Origin of the sequence: Streptomyces sp. RG80 (assembly GCF_040446465.1) — a bacterium.
GTDB lineage: Bacteria > Actinomycetota > Actinomycetes > Streptomycetales > Streptomycetaceae > Streptomyces.
This window is the reverse complement of record NZ_JBEAAJ010000004.1, coordinates 344,804-359,161: the sequence shown is the minus strand read 5'-3', so window position 1 is coordinate 359,161 and position 14,358 is coordinate 344,804. Positions and strand designations below refer to the sequence as shown.

12 protein-coding genes and 1 pseudogene are annotated in these 14,358 nt (G+C 71.5%); 8 read left to right on the top strand and 5 right to left on the bottom strand.

What is annotated here, in order from left to right; all coding sequences use genetic code 11:
* Positions 1-2: 2 nt before the first annotated feature.
* Positions 3-845, bottom strand: a complete 843-nt coding sequence (locus tag ABKA17_RS15710) for a hypothetical protein (RefSeq protein WP_353692652.1) — start codon at positions 843-845, stop codon at positions 3-5.
* Between the two features lie 143 nt (positions 846-988).
* Positions 989-2,017, bottom strand: coding sequence for a heme/hemin ABC transporter substrate-binding protein (locus tag ABKA17_RS15705; protein WP_353692651.1), 1,029 nt, complete (start codon positions 2,015-2,017; stop codon positions 989-991).
* Positions 2,018-2,181: 164 nt separating this feature from the next.
* Here ABKA17_RS15705 and ABKA17_RS15700 point away from each other — a divergent pair, with 164 nt between their 5' ends.
* From ABKA17_RS15700 to ABKA17_RS15680, 5 genes are all read left to right on the top strand, one after another.
* On the top strand, positions 2,182-2,889 hold the full coding sequence (locus ABKA17_RS15700) for a neocarzinostatin apoprotein domain-containing protein (RefSeq protein ID WP_353692650.1): 708 nt from the start codon (positions 2,182-2,184) through the stop codon (positions 2,887-2,889).
* Between the two features lie 33 nt (positions 2,890-2,922).
* Complete coding sequence (locus ABKA17_RS15695) at positions 2,923-3,846, top strand: HtaA domain-containing protein (protein ID WP_353692649.1); 924 nt, start codon at positions 2,923-2,925, stop codon at positions 3,844-3,846.
* A gap of 161 nt (positions 3,847-4,007) precedes the next feature.
* Positions 4,008-4,535 carry a hypothetical protein gene (locus ABKA17_RS15690; protein WP_353692648.1) on the top strand — a complete coding sequence of 176 codons (528 nt, stop codon included), beginning with the start codon at positions 4,008-4,010 and terminating at the stop codon, positions 4,533-4,535.
* Positions 4,536-4,624: 89 nt separating this feature from the next.
* A complete protein-coding gene (locus ABKA17_RS15685; RefSeq protein WP_353692647.1) occupies positions 4,625-7,180 on the top strand; it encodes an immunoglobulin I-set domain protein in 2,556 nt (851 codons plus the stop codon).
* Between the two features lie 50 nt (positions 7,181-7,230).
* Positions 7,231-7,596 (top strand): DUF6479 family protein, encoded by a 366-nt coding sequence (locus ABKA17_RS15680; protein WP_353692646.1) that lies wholly within the window; start codon positions 7,231-7,233, stop codon positions 7,594-7,596.
* A gap of 257 nt (positions 7,597-7,853) precedes the next feature.
* Here the strand turns inward: ABKA17_RS15680 and ABKA17_RS15675 are convergent, their stop codons facing one another.
* Together ABKA17_RS15675 and ABKA17_RS15670 are read right to left on the bottom strand one after the other, a co-directional pair.
* Complete coding sequence (locus tag ABKA17_RS15675) at positions 7,854-10,124, bottom strand: helix-turn-helix transcriptional regulator (protein ID WP_353693005.1); 2,271 nt, start codon at positions 10,122-10,124, stop codon at positions 7,854-7,856.
* Positions 10,125-10,223: 99 nt separating this feature from the next.
* Complete coding sequence (locus ABKA17_RS15670) at positions 10,224-10,697, bottom strand: DUF7144 family membrane protein (RefSeq protein ID WP_502994241.1); 474 nt, start codon at positions 10,695-10,697, stop codon at positions 10,224-10,226.
* Positions 10,698-10,849: 152 nt separating this feature from the next.
* Between ABKA17_RS15670 and ABKA17_RS15665 the strand changes: the two genes are divergently transcribed.
* Positions 10,850-11,296: a hypothetical protein gene (locus tag ABKA17_RS15665; protein ID WP_353692645.1), complete on the top strand. Its 447-nt coding sequence runs from the start codon at positions 10,850-10,852 to the stop codon at positions 11,294-11,296.
* Positions 11,297-11,327: 31 nt separating this feature from the next.
* On the opposite strand, the gene ABKA17_RS15660 is transcribed toward ABKA17_RS15665, so the two are convergent.
* Entirely contained in the window at positions 11,328-12,002 is a 675-nt protein-coding gene (locus tag ABKA17_RS15660) for a DUF6445 family protein (protein WP_353692644.1), read from the bottom strand.
* 413 nt (positions 12,003-12,415) lie between these two features.
* Between ABKA17_RS15660 and ABKA17_RS15655 the strand changes: the two are divergent.
* Positions 12,416-14,047, top strand: a pseudogene (locus tag ABKA17_RS15655) (nuclease/transposase family protein).
* A 126-nt stretch (positions 14,048-14,173) separates the two neighbouring features.
* The gene (locus ABKA17_RS15650) at positions 14,174-14,356 is read left to right on the top strand and encodes a hypothetical protein (protein ID WP_353692642.1); all 183 of its coding nucleotides are present in this window, start codon (positions 14,174-14,176) and stop codon (positions 14,354-14,356) included.
* The last annotated feature ends 2 nt before the right edge of the window (positions 14,357-14,358 follow it).

Here is a 14,358-nt window from a genome sequence, read left to right as displayed (position 1 = left end):
GGTCAGAGCCCGTAGCGGCTCTTCAGATGGCGCCAGAAGTCACGCGCCATCCACTTGTCGAACTCCGTGATCTGCGCCGCCGATCCGGCCTTCATGAGGAAACAGCACTGGCCGGTCGGCGTCCAGTCGTAGAAGTCGTCCAGTCCGAAGGTGTGGCCGACTTCGTGCAGATAGATGTGGATGTTCTCCTGGCCGAGGGCGCCGGTGAAGTACTCCTGGCCGACCCGCTGGCCCCAGTCTCCGCCCGCGCCGCCCTGGAAGCCCTTGGTCAGCCACAGGGACTGGTCGTAGTGGCGGGCGACGCCGCCCGGGCACCGGGAGTAGTTGCCGTCCTGGTGGAAGAAGCGGCCGCAGTCGGGCGCGCACTGCGGGGCGCCGCCGCCGTCCAGGTTGTTCACGTAGATGTCGACCGAGTTGTCGGTCCACTGGAGCGTGGAGCGGTTCTTCACCGCCCAGCCGACGATGTTGACGGGCACGTTGGTGTACGGCCAGGCGTTGGTGCCCGTGCCGTTGTCGAGCATCGCCGACATCCACTTGCCGAACTGCTTCTTCAGCTGGGCGTGGATCTGGTCGCGCAGGGCGGTGCTGACGGGGGCGTCGGACTCCCAGCGGACGCAGTAGTTGATGCTTCCCTTGTTGGCCATGACCTGGTCCCAGCCGTAGTTCCGGAAGCCGTAGAGGTTCGGATATGTCGACTCGACGTGGTTCCAGACCTCGTTGAGCGGCTGGACCAGGTTCGCGGGCGGGTTCCAGTTGTCCGCCGACTGAGCCGGGGCGGCCGTGGTGAAGGCCGCCGCCAGTACGGCGGTGAGGATGGCGACGAGACGCGCGATGCGGGTGCGCATGGAGGTGAACTCCCTTCGTGGGGTGGGACTTCACCTCCAGGTCGGCGCCGGCCGGCAAGGAGGTTGCCGACGCGTTGTTCACAGCCTGTGGATGTCAACCGCCTGTGGATACCACCGCCTGTGGATGTCACTGCTTGTGGACGTCACCGCTTGTGGATGCCGTCCACCAGGATGTCGATCACCAATGGCGTCCGCGGCCCGAAGCTCAGCAGTACCCCGTCCTCCAGCGTCACGACCCGGCGGTCGGCGCCCGCCGGTGTCTCGGCGATGCCCGGGATCTTGACCAGGCCGTCGATGCCGCCCACCGACTCGAGCCCCTTGTCCATCATGAGGATCACGTCGGGCTCGGCGGCGATGAGGGCCTCGCTGGTGAGCGGGGTGAAGGGCTTGTCCAGGCCCATCTCCACGCCCGCGTCGACCGCGCCCGCCGCCTCGATCAGGGAGTCCGCGCCGGAGCCCTTGCCGCCCATGAGGTAGACGGCCGCGCTGCCGCGCATGTAGAGGAAGGCGACCTTGGGCGCGCTGCCCTTGGGCACGGCCGCTTCGGCCTGCGAAAGGTCCTTGGCGATACGGGAGTTGAGGGCCTTGCCGGCCGCCGGGACGCCGAGTGCCTCGGCGACGCGGGTGGTGCGGGTCGCGACGTCGGACAGCTTGGTCGCCGGGTCCAGGACCACGACGGGGACGCCCGCGTCCCGGATCTGGTCGATGGCCTCGCTGGGGCCGGTGTCGGTGTCGGCGAGCACGACCGTCGGCTTCAGCGACAGCACGCTCTCCGCGCTCACGTCGTGCGCCTTGGTGACCTGGGGGAGCTTCTCGGCCTCCGCGAAGGTGGCGGTGATGTCCCGGCCCACCACCCGGTCGCCGAGCCCGAGCGTGAACACGATCTCCGCGATGCCGCCGTTGAGGGGCAGGACGCGCGACGCGTCCCGCACGCTCACCTCGCGCCCGTCGGAGGAGTCGACGGTCACCGGCAGCTTCGGGGTGGGTGCCTCGCCCGCCAGTGGTGCGAGGGTGTTCTTCGCCAGCCGCTTCTCGGCCGCCGCCGCCCGGGCGCTCGCGGAGACCGGCGTGGACCCGGTCGACGCCGTCTCGGCGCCGCCGCCCGCGCAGGCGCCCGTGAGCAGCGCGAGGGCCAGGGCCCCCACCGCGGTCCGTCTTGCTGACCTACGCATCACCAAAGCTCCTTCGAGTCTCCTGGGTCCCTCACACTTGAGGAATAGATTAGGTTAGGTTTACCTTATTGACTCGTGGTGGGGGTGCTTCCGTGCTGTCCTCAAGTAGCCTGCGCAGACGAGGAGTTGTCTGTGCGGCCGGGTTCGCCGCTACGGCCACTCTGGTGTTGACCTGCGTTTCACCCGCGGCCGCCGCCGACTCGGCGACCGGTCCCGAGGGCCAGAAACTCACCGTCTCCAAGGGCTCGGGGCTCGACCCGGCGGGCGAGACGGTCACCGTCTCCGGCACCGGCTACAACACCGAGAAGGGCATCTACGTCGCCTTCTGCGTGGACAACGGAGCGGGCAGGACGCCCACCCCCTGCGTCGGCGGCGTCGACATGTCCGGCGAGTCCGGAGCCTCCCAGTGGGTCTCCTCCAACCCGCCGTCCTACGGCGAGGGCCTCGCCAAGCCCTACACGGGCAGCGGACACGACGGCTCCTTCTCCGTGCAGATCAAGGTCCGCGCCAAGGACGCCAACACCGACTGCACCGCGTCCGGTGTGAAGTGCGCGGTCATCACCCGCAACGACCACACCCGGGGCGGCGACCAGAGCCAGACGGTACGGATCCCGGTGACCTTCGGGGGCGTCGGCACGGCCACGTCGACGCCGAGCGCGACCGCCTCGGGGAGCACGACCGGCGGCGGCACGACCACGAGCGGCTCGGGCACCGGCGACACCTCCGGTTCCGAGACCACCTCGGACGGCCCCCTCGCCTCCACCGGCTCCACCGCGCTGACCGCCGGGCTCACGGCGGCCGGGCTGGTCGCCGCCGGCACCGGCACCTGGCTGTGGGCGCGCAGGCGCCGTACGGCCACTGACGCAGGCTGACCCGAACCCCACTTCCCCCAGGGAGACTTGAAGATGGCGAAGAGATCCGGCGCCGTCGCCGTGACGGGCGGCGCGCTGCTCGCGCTGCTGTGTCCGGGCGTCGCGACGGCGGACACCGCGCCGAGCGAGGTGACCGGTGGTTACGCGGCCCTGAGGTTCGAGAAGCAGGAAGCCTCGCTGGAGGCCGCCGAACCAGCCGTACGAGGGTCAGCGGACCGTGTCTGGTTCCCGGCCACCGGCGGAGACGTGACACCCGAAACCGGCGACGCGGACATGGAGTTGGGCGGCACGGCCCTGCTGACCTCCGCGGCCGGGAAGCAACTGTCCCTGAGCGGGCTGACGTTGCGGCTCGACGGCGGCACCGGCGCCCTGCACACCCGTACGGTGGTGGCCGGACAGTCCCGCGAGCTGGACCTCGCCGACGTGACCTCCGGCGCCGAACCCGTCGTACGCACAAGTGGCGTGACCTGGACCGGACTTCGGGCGACCCTCACCGAGGACGGGGCGGCGCTGCTGTCCGCCTGGAGCGGGTCGCCGTTCTCGGCCGGGGACGCGTTCGGGGTGCTGGACGTGACGGTGGGCACGGGGAGCGCGGGCGTCGGGGAGACGCCGGGTCCGACGCCCACGCCGGCCGCGACACCGGCCGAAGGAAAACCGGTGGAGGAGAGCCCGGCGGCGTCCGGACCGGCCGCGCCCACCGCCACCGTCTCGCGTGCCGCCCTCGTCGCCGGCGCCGAACAGCGGGTGAGCGGCGAGGGGTTCGTGCCCGGCGAGGTCGTGCTCGTCGCGATCGACGAGGACACCCGGTACCAGGCGGTGGCCGACGAGGAGGGGCGCGTCTCGCGGACCTTCCCGGTGTACGACACCGCCGCCGAGGGCGCGCACACGGTCGAGCTGTACGCGGTGACCGGCGGGCGCGGGGCCGTCGCGGAGTTCGGGGTGCGGGCCTCGGAGTGACCCTTCGGGGGACAGGGAGCGGGTCGGACCGGCCCGCTCCTCGGCATGCCCAAATCCCTTGGCGACAAAGGGACTTCAGACTTCTTTGCCATCCGTTGACAAGCGACATGCATCCGTACTTAGGTTTGCCTTACCTAACCAAGAGAAGGGTGCCCCTCCCCATGAGAGCCAACCTCGCTGCCCGTGCCGCCCTCGCCGTAGGCGCCGCCAGTGCCCTCACCCTGAGCCTGGCGACCTCGGCCTCCGCCGCCACCTCGACGCGCACGATCGTCGACGGCAGCACCACGTACAACCTGTCGGTGACCGCCCCGAACACCGCCTCCGCGGCCGGCCAGGTCATCAACGTCACCGGCTCCGGCTTCAACACCGGCCAGGGCATCTACGTCGGTCTGTGCGTGGTCGACGGCGCGCAGGGCGTCAACAAGCCCACCCCGTGTCTGGGCGGCCAGGACGAGGACGGCTCGACCGGCGCCTCGCACTGGGTCAACAACACCTTCGGCGGCCTGTTCGCGAACAGCTCCAAGTTCGGCACCGGCGGCACCTTCAACGTGAACATCTACGTCAACCCCGACCTCGGCGACGGCAACGTCTGCGGCTCGACCGTCGACTGCGCGATCGTCACGCGCGCCGACCACTTCGACACCAACGACCGCAAGTACGACGTGCACGTCCCGATCACCTTCCAGTAGGCCACCGGCAGGCCGGGCCCTCCCCACCCGGGGGCCCGGCCCCTGGCATGACCGGGGCGCCGGGCGCACCCGACAAGTGAGGACTCTCCATGCAGCTCAGACGCCCGGCGGCCCTCCTCGGCGCCGCCGCCCTCATGACCGCGTCCGCCGTCGCCACGGGCCCGGCCGCACACGCCGCCGACACCCCGAGGACGGCCCTCGGCAAGAGCGGCCAGAAGCTCACCGTCTCCGCCTCCGCGAACCTCGACCCCGACGGCGACACCATCAAGGTCAGCGGCGAGGGATACGACGCGACCAAGTCCGTCTACGTCGCCGTCTGCAAGGACAACGGCGACAACCGCCTGCCCACCCCCTGTCTGGGCGGCGCCGACATGACCGGCGGAGGCGGCACCTCGAAGTGGATCGTCCCCGTGGGCGACACCTACGACGGCCCCCTGACCGAGAGCTGGGGCGCGGGCGGCACCTTCGCCGTCGACATCGACGTACAGCTCAAGGACGACAACCTGGACTGCGCCCAGGTCACCTGCTCGGTCGTCACCCGGGTCGACCACCGCAACAGCGGCGACCGCTCCCAGGACGTCCGGATCCCCGTCACCTTCGAGGGCCAGGACCCCGGTGACGGCGATGACGGCGGCGACGGCGTGGAGGTCCCGCCGGGCACCGTCAGCTACGCGCGGACCGCCGAGTTCACCACCGCCGGGCGCCCCCTGGACCTGCTGCTGCACCCCGACTCCGGGAAGCTGTACGTCGGTTCGGACAACATCCCCGACACCGCCGACGTCAAGGAACAGGGCCTCTACGCCCTGGATCCCGAGGACGGCAAGGCCCTCAGCCACATCGACCAGGCCCCCGGTGCGAACGGCGCCGTGGTCAGCCCCGTGGGCCGCCGGATCATCGCCCCGCTCGACGGCGACGGCGTCATCCTGCACTACCCGCTGCGCGGCATCGGCACCGCCAAGGACGGCGACACGGCCGTCCGGGGCCACTGGTTCAACGGCAGCTCCTTCACCGGCGTCGGCCAGGACGCCGACACCTCCTCCGTGCTGGTCGCGGCGGGCCCCGAGCTGCGCCGTATCGACCTCGCCACCGGCACCGTGAAGAACACCCTCACCCTGGAGGGCGGCGGCCAGCTCGGCGTGGACGCGGTCCGGAACGCGGCCTGGTCCATCGGCACCGCCGAGGACAAGAAGGTGCTGCGCCGGGTGGACACCACGGCCTTCCAGCCGACCGCCACCACCGAACTCCCCGCCGGCATCGCCTTCTTCCTCTTCGTGGCGACGGACCCGGCGACCGGCAACGTCTGGGTGGGCGCGGACACCTCGGTGCTCGTCTTCGACAAGGACGGCAAGCAGCTCACCACGCTGACGGGCGTGGACCGCCCCCTGGCGGTGGACTTCGACAAGAAGACCGGGCGGGCCTTCGTGCTGCGCGAGGACCTCTCCGACGACACCGGGGACGGCAACGGCTCCCTGGAGATCCTGGACAGCGCGACCTTCCGGCAGGCGGCCGCCCCGGTCACCCTCGCCGGCAGCGAGGCGTCGTCCGTCTACGCGGGCGTCGCCGTCAGCCCCGGCGCCACGTCCGTGTACGTCACCAAGTACGCGGAGAGCAAGGTCGTCAAGCTCGACCTGCGCATGTCCCCCAGGGTCACCCAGTCCCCGACCGACCAGACCGTCACCGCCGGTGACGAGGTCACCTTCGTCGCGGCGGCCGAGGGCACCCCGGAGCCGACCGTGCGCTGGCAGGTCAGCCCGGACGGCGGCCAGACCTGGTCGACGGTCGAGGGCGCGGCGGCGAACGCGTACCGGTTCACCGCGAAGGCGTCCCAGGACGGCTACGAGTACCGCGCCGAGTTCACCAACTCGCTGGGTACGACCCGCACTTCGCCGATCACCCTGACCGTGAAGGAACCCGACGACGGCGACGGCGGTGACGGGGAGACCCCCGGAGCCGAGGAACCCTCCGGCTCCAGGACCGTCACCGGCCCCGAGGGCCAGAAGCTGACCGTCACCCCGGTCAACAACCTGGCCACCGAGAACCAGACCCTGAAGATCACCGGCTCCGGCTACGACGAGGAGAAGGGCGTCTACGTCGCCCTCTGCGTCGACAACGGCGCGGGCGAACTGCCCACCCCGTGCATCGGCGGTGTCGACATGACCGGTGAGTCCCACTCCTCGGCGTGGATCTCCTCCAACCCGCCGGACTACGGCGAGGACCTGGCGACCCCCTACGACGACGGCGGCTCCTTCGAGGTCGAGCTCACCGTGGACGCCAAGGACGAGTTCACCGACTGCTTCGAGCAGAAGTGCGTCCTGGCCACCCGCGCCGACCACACCCTGTCCGGCGACCGCTCCCAGGACGTGAAGGTCCCGGTGGCCTTCGTCGGCCAGGACCCCGTCGACACGGACGACGGGACCGGCGGCGACACGGGCGGCGGCACCGACGACGACGCCGACGGCGGCTCCACCGGCGGCACGGGCGGCACAGGTGGCACCTCGACCACCGGCGGCACGGGGACCACCGCCACCGGGACCAGCGGCAGCCTCGCCGCCACCGGCGTGACCGTCCTGTCCGTCGCCGCCCTCGCGGCAGCGCTGACGGGCGCGGGCTGGGTGGCGTACCGGCGGGGCCGTAGCGTCGGCTGACCCTCGCCGCGAACGCTGCCCTTTTGGTCCGTTTCGGTGATAATCGGAATATGAGTACGGCAGCGTTCGTAGTCGCGGCCGCGGGGAGCGATGTGCTCAACGTGGTCGCCGCATTCATCGGTGGCGCGGTCATCGCCGGTGCCCTGATCTGGGCCGTACAGTTCGGCATGCGGGTGATGGACCGGGAACTCCCCCATCCTCGCCCGGAGGAACAGCCCAGTCTTCCCAGCACCGGTGCGATCCGCGAGATCAGGGAGATGCGGGAGCCGGACGAGATCCCGCTCGCGGAGCGGGAGCGGCTCATGCCGTATCAGCTCCATCACTCCGGAACCAGACGAGGCAAGGACCAGAGCCGCAGGCGCTGGCTGCCCGGATCCAGCGGATCCTTCGGCAGCGGCGGCCTGGGGCACACCTGACGGCCCGACGGTGTGACGGTCGGGGCTGCCCCGCCGACCAGGGGCAGCCCCTCTCAACCTGTGCCGTCCGCAGGGCGGGCGGTGGCGGGCGCCTTGCCATGACAGCGTGCGGCTGCTGTCGGCGTCCGGCCAGGTCCGTCCTGCGGGCGACGATTCAAGGCTGCCCGGCCCCGGGCCGCGGTGCGGGCGGGTTCGCCGAAGACCCGTAGGAACGTCCGCGAAGATCCGTATACCTACGCCCGCGCCCGCGCAGCTACCTACGGCCCCGCCGGCGCCGGGATCTCGGTGCGCGAGGCGATGCCGAGCTTGGCCAGGATGTGCTCGACGTGGGCGTCCACGGTCCGTTTGGAGATGACCAGGCGTTCGGCGATCTCCCGGTTCGACAGCCCCTGCGCGACCAGCGCCGCGACCTCGCGCTCGCGCCGGGTGAGCAGGTCGCCCGGGGTCCTGGGCGCCGGCGGCCGGGCCGCGCTCCGGGGGACGTCCACGTCGGCGCGTACGGCGTCCAGGACCTCCGCGGCCGACAGCCGGGCGCCCACGCCCCGCCACCGCTCGTGGTCGGCCGCGCCCAGCGCCGACCGCACCGCCTTCTGCACCGCCTCCTGCTCCTCCAGCAGCCGCGGCAGCATGGCGACCGGGTCGCCGCCGAGCCGCCGGGCCGCCTCCCCGTACCCCAGCAGCCAGCAGGCCCGCACATGCCGCCCGGTGCGGGCCGCGTCCCAGGCCAGCGCCATGCAGGCCAGACCCGCGACGAGCACCTCGCCGATCTCGACGGCGGCCTCCAGGCCCCGCCGAAGCTGCCCGACGCTCTCCTCGTACCGCCCGGCGAGCGCCAGGACGACGCCCCGCGCGGTGAGGGTGGCCCCGTACAGCTGGCGGTCGCCGGTGCCCTCCAGGAAGCCGAGCCCCTCCTCGGCCAGCCGGAGCGCGCCCTCGGTGTCGCCCAGCACGCCCAGCAGCAGGGCGCCCTCGTAGTGGACGACGCCGATGGTCATGACGTCCCCCGAGGCGATGATCCGGAGCCGGGCCTCCTCGAACGCCGCCAGCGCGCCGCTGTCGCCGCCGAGTGCGGACAGCGCGGCGAGATAGGCGTCCGCGAGGGTCACCACGAAGTCCTCGCCGGTGCTCCGGGCCGCCTCGCGGGCCTGCGGGAACCGCTCCAGCGCGGTCTCCAGGTCGCCCGCCCACACGCCCAGCGCACCGGTCATCAGCAGTCCCCAGGCCCGTTCGCCGCGGTCGGGCGGGGTGCGGTCGAGGCCCTTGTCGATCCAGTAGCGGCCCTCGGAGATCGCCCCGGCGGCCCGCCAGTACCCGGCGAGCCGCGCCGCCGTCCACACCGCCTCCGGCGCCCGGCCGCCGTCCCCGCAGCCGTACTCCAGCGCGGCCCGCACATCGGCGACGTCCTCCCGCACCGCCCGGTACAGCTCGACCTGCGCCGGGGTCGCGAACTCGGCCCAGAAACGGCCCACGAGAGCCTCGTAGAAGGCGAAGTGACGCTGTCGTACGGAGTCGGCGTCCCCGCTCTCCGCCAGCCGCCCCGCCCCGTACTCACGGATCGTGTCCAGCAGCCGATACCGGCCGCCGTCCTCCCCGATCCGCCGTACGACGGACTTGTCCACGAGCCCGATCAGCGCCTCCACGACCTGCTCGGCCGGGAGCGCCCCGCCCTCGCACACCTGCTCGGCGGCGGCCAGCCGGAAGGAGCCCGCGAAGACCGACAGCCGTGCCCACAGCGTCCGTTCCTGCGGGGTGCACAGGTCGTAGGACCAGTCGATGGCCGTGCGCAGGGTCTGGTGGCGGGTCAGCGAGGTGCGGCGGCCGCCGCCCAGCACCTCGAAGCGCCGGTCGAGCCGGGCGACGAGCTCGGCGAGCGGTACGGCCCGCAGGCGTACGGCGGCGAGTTCGAGAGCGAGGGGGATGCCGTCGAGCCGTTCGACCAGGGCGAGGGTGCGCTCGCGGTCGGCGGAGTCGAGCGTGGGGGAGGTGAACGCCGCGGCGCGCTGCACGAACAGGTCGACGGCGTCCTCGCGGGGCAGCGGCGCGATCGGCACGCAGTGCTCGCCGGGCACGTCCAGGGGCTGCCGGCTGGTGGCGAGGACGCTGAGGCCCGCCGCCTCGCGCAGCAGGATGTCGCAGAGCATCGCGCAGGCGTCGACGAGGTGTTCGCAGGTGTCGAGGACGACGAGCGTGCGCCGGTCCCGCAGGTGCTCCACCACGGCGTCCAGCGCCGACATCCCCGACTGCTCGGGCAGTTCGAGCACCCCGGCGAGGGTGGCGGGGATCAACTCCGGGTCGCGCAGCGCCGACAGCTCCACGAGCCGCACCCCGTCGGCGAACCGGCCCGCCATCGTGCCCGCCGCGCGCAGTGCCGTACGGCTCTTGCCGACGCCGCCGGGGCCCACCAGCGTGACGAGTCTGGACCGCTCCAACCCGTCGTCGATGAGCGCGAGTTCCGCGCTCCGCCCGACGAAACTGGTGAGCTCCACGGGGAGTTGTCCGCCGCGTCGCTGCCCGAAGCCGAATCCCATGCCGCCCCCGTAGCCGTCAACCACTCGACAAAGGGTAGTCAATCGACTGCTGAGCGTGAATGGCGCACGGAAAACCGTGGGCGGCACGGGAGGACGACGTCAAGCGGTGCGGCGCGGCGTGGTGTTGGGGGCGGTGGCCAGGGCCCAGATGACGAAGAAGTCGACGCCGGCCATGATCACGGACCAGACGGGGGCGTACGGCAGGAACAGGAAGTGCAGCACCATGCTCGCGGAGGCCAGGAAGATGCCGGTCATACGGGCCCACCAGGCGCCCTTGAGGACGCCGTAGCCGACGGCCATGAGGACCACGCCGAGGACGAGCATGGTCCAGCCCCAGCCGGTCAGGTTCATCTCGTAGACGTAGTCGTTGACCTGCTCGTAGACGTCGTCCTTGGCGAGCGCGGAGATGCCCTGGAGGACCGCGAGGACTCCGTTGACCAGCATCAGTACACCGGCGAAGACCAGCCCGCCGGTGGCGAAGCCGCTCCCGGCCGGCATGTCGGCCGGGGTGGGCGCGGCCTGCTGGTGGTCCTTGTCCCACACGGGAGGTGTGGCGTGCGGCTGCTGGGTCATGGTCGTACCCCGTTTCTCGGGTCGCTGGTGCTTCGACCATGGGCGGGGACGGGGCCGGTCACCACGGGGGCAGGGCCGAACGGGTGACGGCCCGGGTGCGGTGACAGACCCGTGGATCTTCACTGGAGGGACCCGCACACCCTGGAGGCGCTATGACGGGCTACCGCCTGGCCCTGGCCGCGGTGGTCACGGCCGCCGCCGCCCTCACCACGCTCACCGGCTGCTCCGACGACGACTCTCCCGCGTCGGTGGTGAGCAGGGCCGCCTCGGCGGCCCAGGAGGCGACCGCCGAGGTGGGGAAGAGGTTCGAGGACGTCAAGGGCGGCATCGACGTCAAGGACGACGTGAGCGTGGGCACGCCCGACGTCGGCGCCGACGGACGGGCCGAGGCGGAGGTGACCGTGCGCAACACCGGCGACGCGCGGAAGTCCTTCCTCGTGCAGGTCGACTTCACCGACCCGGACGGAAACCTGCGCGACACGGTCGCGGTGACGGTCTCCGACGTGGCCGCGGGCGGTTCGAAGAAGGCGACCGCCCGCAGCAACCGGGACCTGTCCGGCGGTCTGAAGGCGAAGGTCGCGCGCGCCGTGCGCTACTGAGCCCGCCGAAGCCACCGAGGGGCGCGCACGCTCACGCCATCCAGAAGAACACCGCCGTCATCCGCTTCTCCGCCAGCGTGTTGCCGCAGTAACCGGTCGCGCTGTGCACGAGGTTGGCGGAGTAGAGCAGCAGCCGGTTCGCCTTGTGCGGCACGCGCACGTCCTCCTCGAAGGCGTCCGGGGCCACGAACCGGGTGCCGAGGGCGTCGACGAGGTTGTTGTGCGGGGCCTGGACGACATTGCCGCCGAGCCGGCCGCCGGGCAGGGACTGACGGTAGAAGCTGGTGCCGCAGTCCTTGGGGACACCGGGGTTGAGGTAGAGGACGGCCGCGTAGCGGCACAGGTTGCGGGAGTCGGTGTGCGGGCGGGGCGTGGACTCGCCCTCGCCGACGACCTGGACGCAGTTGTGGTTGAGGGTGCCGCCGCCGGGCGTCTTCTGCACCCACAGCTCCTTGGCGCCGGTCGCCTGCCGCACCAGCCGCTCGACCCGGGCCAACTCGCCCGGCTCCAGCCCCGGCATGGCCCGCAGCCCCGGCCAGGCCTCCGGCTTGTGCGGATATCCCTCGACCCAGTCGTCCTTGGCGAGACAGCGTTCCCGTACGGCGTCCGGGTCGGGCAGGACGTCGTCCAGGACCCAGTAGTCACGGCCCTTGGTGGGCTTTCGGTACGGCAGTACGGGAAGCGTGGCAGGGGGTGTGGGGGGCATGCCCGGAATCTAGGACCGGGTCTTGCCATGACTCTCCCGCAAAGCGGTCAGGACTCCCCCGGGAAGTGGTCAAGTTTTCAGTAATTCACCAGTAACGCCCGCTGCCTAAGGTCTGGTCCATCGGCCCTGTTCCGACACATTGGCCACGAGCAGGGCCGAGTCATGCCCCTCGGGACGGGAGCCGCCGTATCCCTCCTGTGGGGGTTTGGAGCTGCTGCCGCTGGAGTGCGTTCAAGGGCGTTCTGGTGATCGGGAGTGCATTTGAGTGGCCGGTGTCGTGTCGCATGCCTCGCCCGTGGGGCAGGTTTCAGGAAGGAACTGACGTTCTCACATCGAATGCGTGACCTTCCTGGGAGATGCTCGTTGCCCACCGCGACAGGGTCTTCGGGTGAGGCCGGGCAGGGGGTGGCGAGGTGGGTGAGCTGCGGGATATTGCGGTGCCGTTCGTCGCGTCCGGTCCGACCGGTGTGGCCGTCCGGACCCGCCTCAAGCAACTGACGCCCGGCGATGAGAAGGTGCTGCGTTTGGTGGGCGCACATCTGGGGTCGCTGGCTTCGAGGGATCTCAAAGCGCGTTGCCGGGACGGCACGGAGCATTCCGGCGACACGTGGACCGTGCGGAAGCGGGAGCTGACACCCGCCTCGTCGTCACGGTGGTCGGGCAGCATCACCAAAGCCACGCATGATCAGTGGGCGCTGGCCCGCCGCTGCCAGCTCGCGCACCTGCAGAACCTGGAAGCCGGTATACGCACGATCGAAGCTCGGTTGTCGCTGCCGGTCGGCCAGAAGGGGACGAAGAACGCGCCGGGAGGGTACCGGTCCCGGCGGGAGTGGCATGCGAAATCGCGGCGGCTGCGGGTGCTGCAGGACCGGCTGACTACCGCGCGTGCCGACCGGGAGGCCGGTGTTGTGCACGTCGTGCGGGGCGGCAAGCGCCTGGCCCGCACCCGCCACCATCTGGGGGCGGCAGGGCTGACGGAGTCGGCTTGGCGTGGGCGGTGGGAGGCGGAGCGCTGGTTTTGTCAGGCGGACGGGGAGTCGGGTAAGCGCTACGGCAACGAGACGATCCGGGTCAGCCCCGACGGCGCGGTCAGCATCAAGCTCCCCGCGCCGCTCGCGCATCTGGCGAACGCCCCGCACGGCCGGTACGTCCTGGCATGCAAGGTGGCGTTCGCGCACCGGGGAACGCAGTGGGCGGATCGCGTCGTGGCCAACCGGGCAATCGCCTACCGCATCCACCACGACAGCAGCCGCAAGCGCTGGTATGTGACCGCGTCCTGGCAAACCCCGCCCGCCCCCACCCTCCCCATCGAGGCGGCTCTCGCCCACGGCGTGATCGGCGTCGACATGAACGCCGACCACCTGGCCGCCTGGCGCCTGGACACCCACGGCAACCCCACCGGCCCCCCACGCCGCTTCCCCTACGACCTGACCGGCACCGCCGAACACCGTGACGCCCAGATCCGCCACGCGCTCACCCGCCTCCTGCACTGGGCCCGAACCTGCGGCGTCAAGGCGATCGCGGTCGAAGACCTGGACTTCGCCGCCGAGAAGACCCGGGAGAAACACGGCCGCCGCAAACGCTTCCGCCAGCTGACCTCCGGCATGCCCACCGGCAAACTCCGTGCCCGGCTAGCCTCGATGGCCGACCAGAGCGGTATCGCCATCATCGCCGTCGATCCGGCCTACACCAGCCGCTGGGGCGCCCAGCACTGGCAGAAACCCCTCACCACGAGGACCCGTAAGACCACCCGCCACGACGCTGCCGCCGTGGCGATCGGAAGGCGCGCCCAGCAACACCCGATCCGGCGACGGACGGCACCGCCCCCACAGCACCGGAGTGATGCGGTGGGGCATCGGACCGTCCAGGCCGGACCGGTTGTTCCTGGGCGTGAGGGAACCCGCCCCCGCATCCCCGGACCACGGACACAATCCGTGCCGCCCGGACGCGGAGCGAACGCGGGCAACCAGAACGCCCAACACCGTCCGGGGCGTTCGGCCGAGCACGAGACCTGGCATCAGGACTCACTCCCGCTCAGTCTTTAGGAACGGTAGGGATACACGCCGGAAGCCCGTGACCAACCGCTGGCCGCGCCCCAGCTCGAGTGGCCTCGTCGAACTGCTCGCCGTCTCCCCGGGCCGGAGCCGGCACCGCGAGGAGATCATCGAGATGTGCTGGCCCGTACGGGCGAGGCGGTCACCGAGTGCGAGGCCCGTACCGCGCAGGCGGCGGCGCTGGCGGTCCTGGGCCGCGCGGAGGAGGCCGGGCGGTGTGCGGAACGGGTACGCGAGCTCGCCGTCGCCCTGCCCTGTCCGACGGTGCTGCGCAGGGTGTCGCACGCGAACCCGGCGTAGCG

Excerpts from the sequence above, each read along its gene's own strand:
- ABKA17_RS15660 (WP_353692644.1), bottom strand. The coding sequence starts at position 12,002 with ATGCCCCCCACACCCCCTGCCACGCTTCCCGTACTGCCGTACCGAAAG.
- ABKA17_RS15690 (WP_353692648.1), top strand. The coding sequence starts at position 4,008 with ATGAGAGCCAACCTCGCTGCCCGTGCCGCCCTCGCCGTAGGCGCCGCC.
- ABKA17_RS15665 (WP_353692645.1), top strand. The coding sequence starts at position 10,850 with ATGACGGGCTACCGCCTGGCCCTGGCCGCGGTGGTCACGGCCGCCGCC.
- ABKA17_RS15705 (WP_353692651.1), bottom strand. The coding sequence starts at position 2,017 with ATGCGTAGGTCAGCAAGACGGACCGCGGTGGGGGCCCTGGCCCTCGCG.
- ABKA17_RS15710 (WP_353692652.1), bottom strand. The coding sequence starts at position 845 with ATGCGCACCCGCATCGCGCGTCTCGTCGCCATCCTCACCGCCGTACTG.
- ABKA17_RS15680 (WP_353692646.1), top strand. The coding sequence starts at position 7,231 with ATGAGTACGGCAGCGTTCGTAGTCGCGGCCGCGGGGAGCGATGTGCTC.
- ABKA17_RS15695 (WP_353692649.1), top strand. The coding sequence starts at position 2,923 with ATGGCGAAGAGATCCGGCGCCGTCGCCGTGACGGGCGGCGCGCTGCTC.
- ABKA17_RS15675 (WP_353693005.1), bottom strand. The coding sequence starts at position 10,124 with ATGGGATTCGGCTTCGGGCAGCGACGCGGCGGACAACTCCCCGTGGAG.
- ABKA17_RS15670 (WP_502994241.1), bottom strand. The coding sequence starts at position 10,697 with ATGACCCAGCAGCCGCACGCCACACCTCCCGTGTGGGACAAGGACCAC.
- ABKA17_RS15685 (WP_353692647.1), top strand. The coding sequence starts at position 4,625 with ATGCAGCTCAGACGCCCGGCGGCCCTCCTCGGCGCCGCCGCCCTCATG.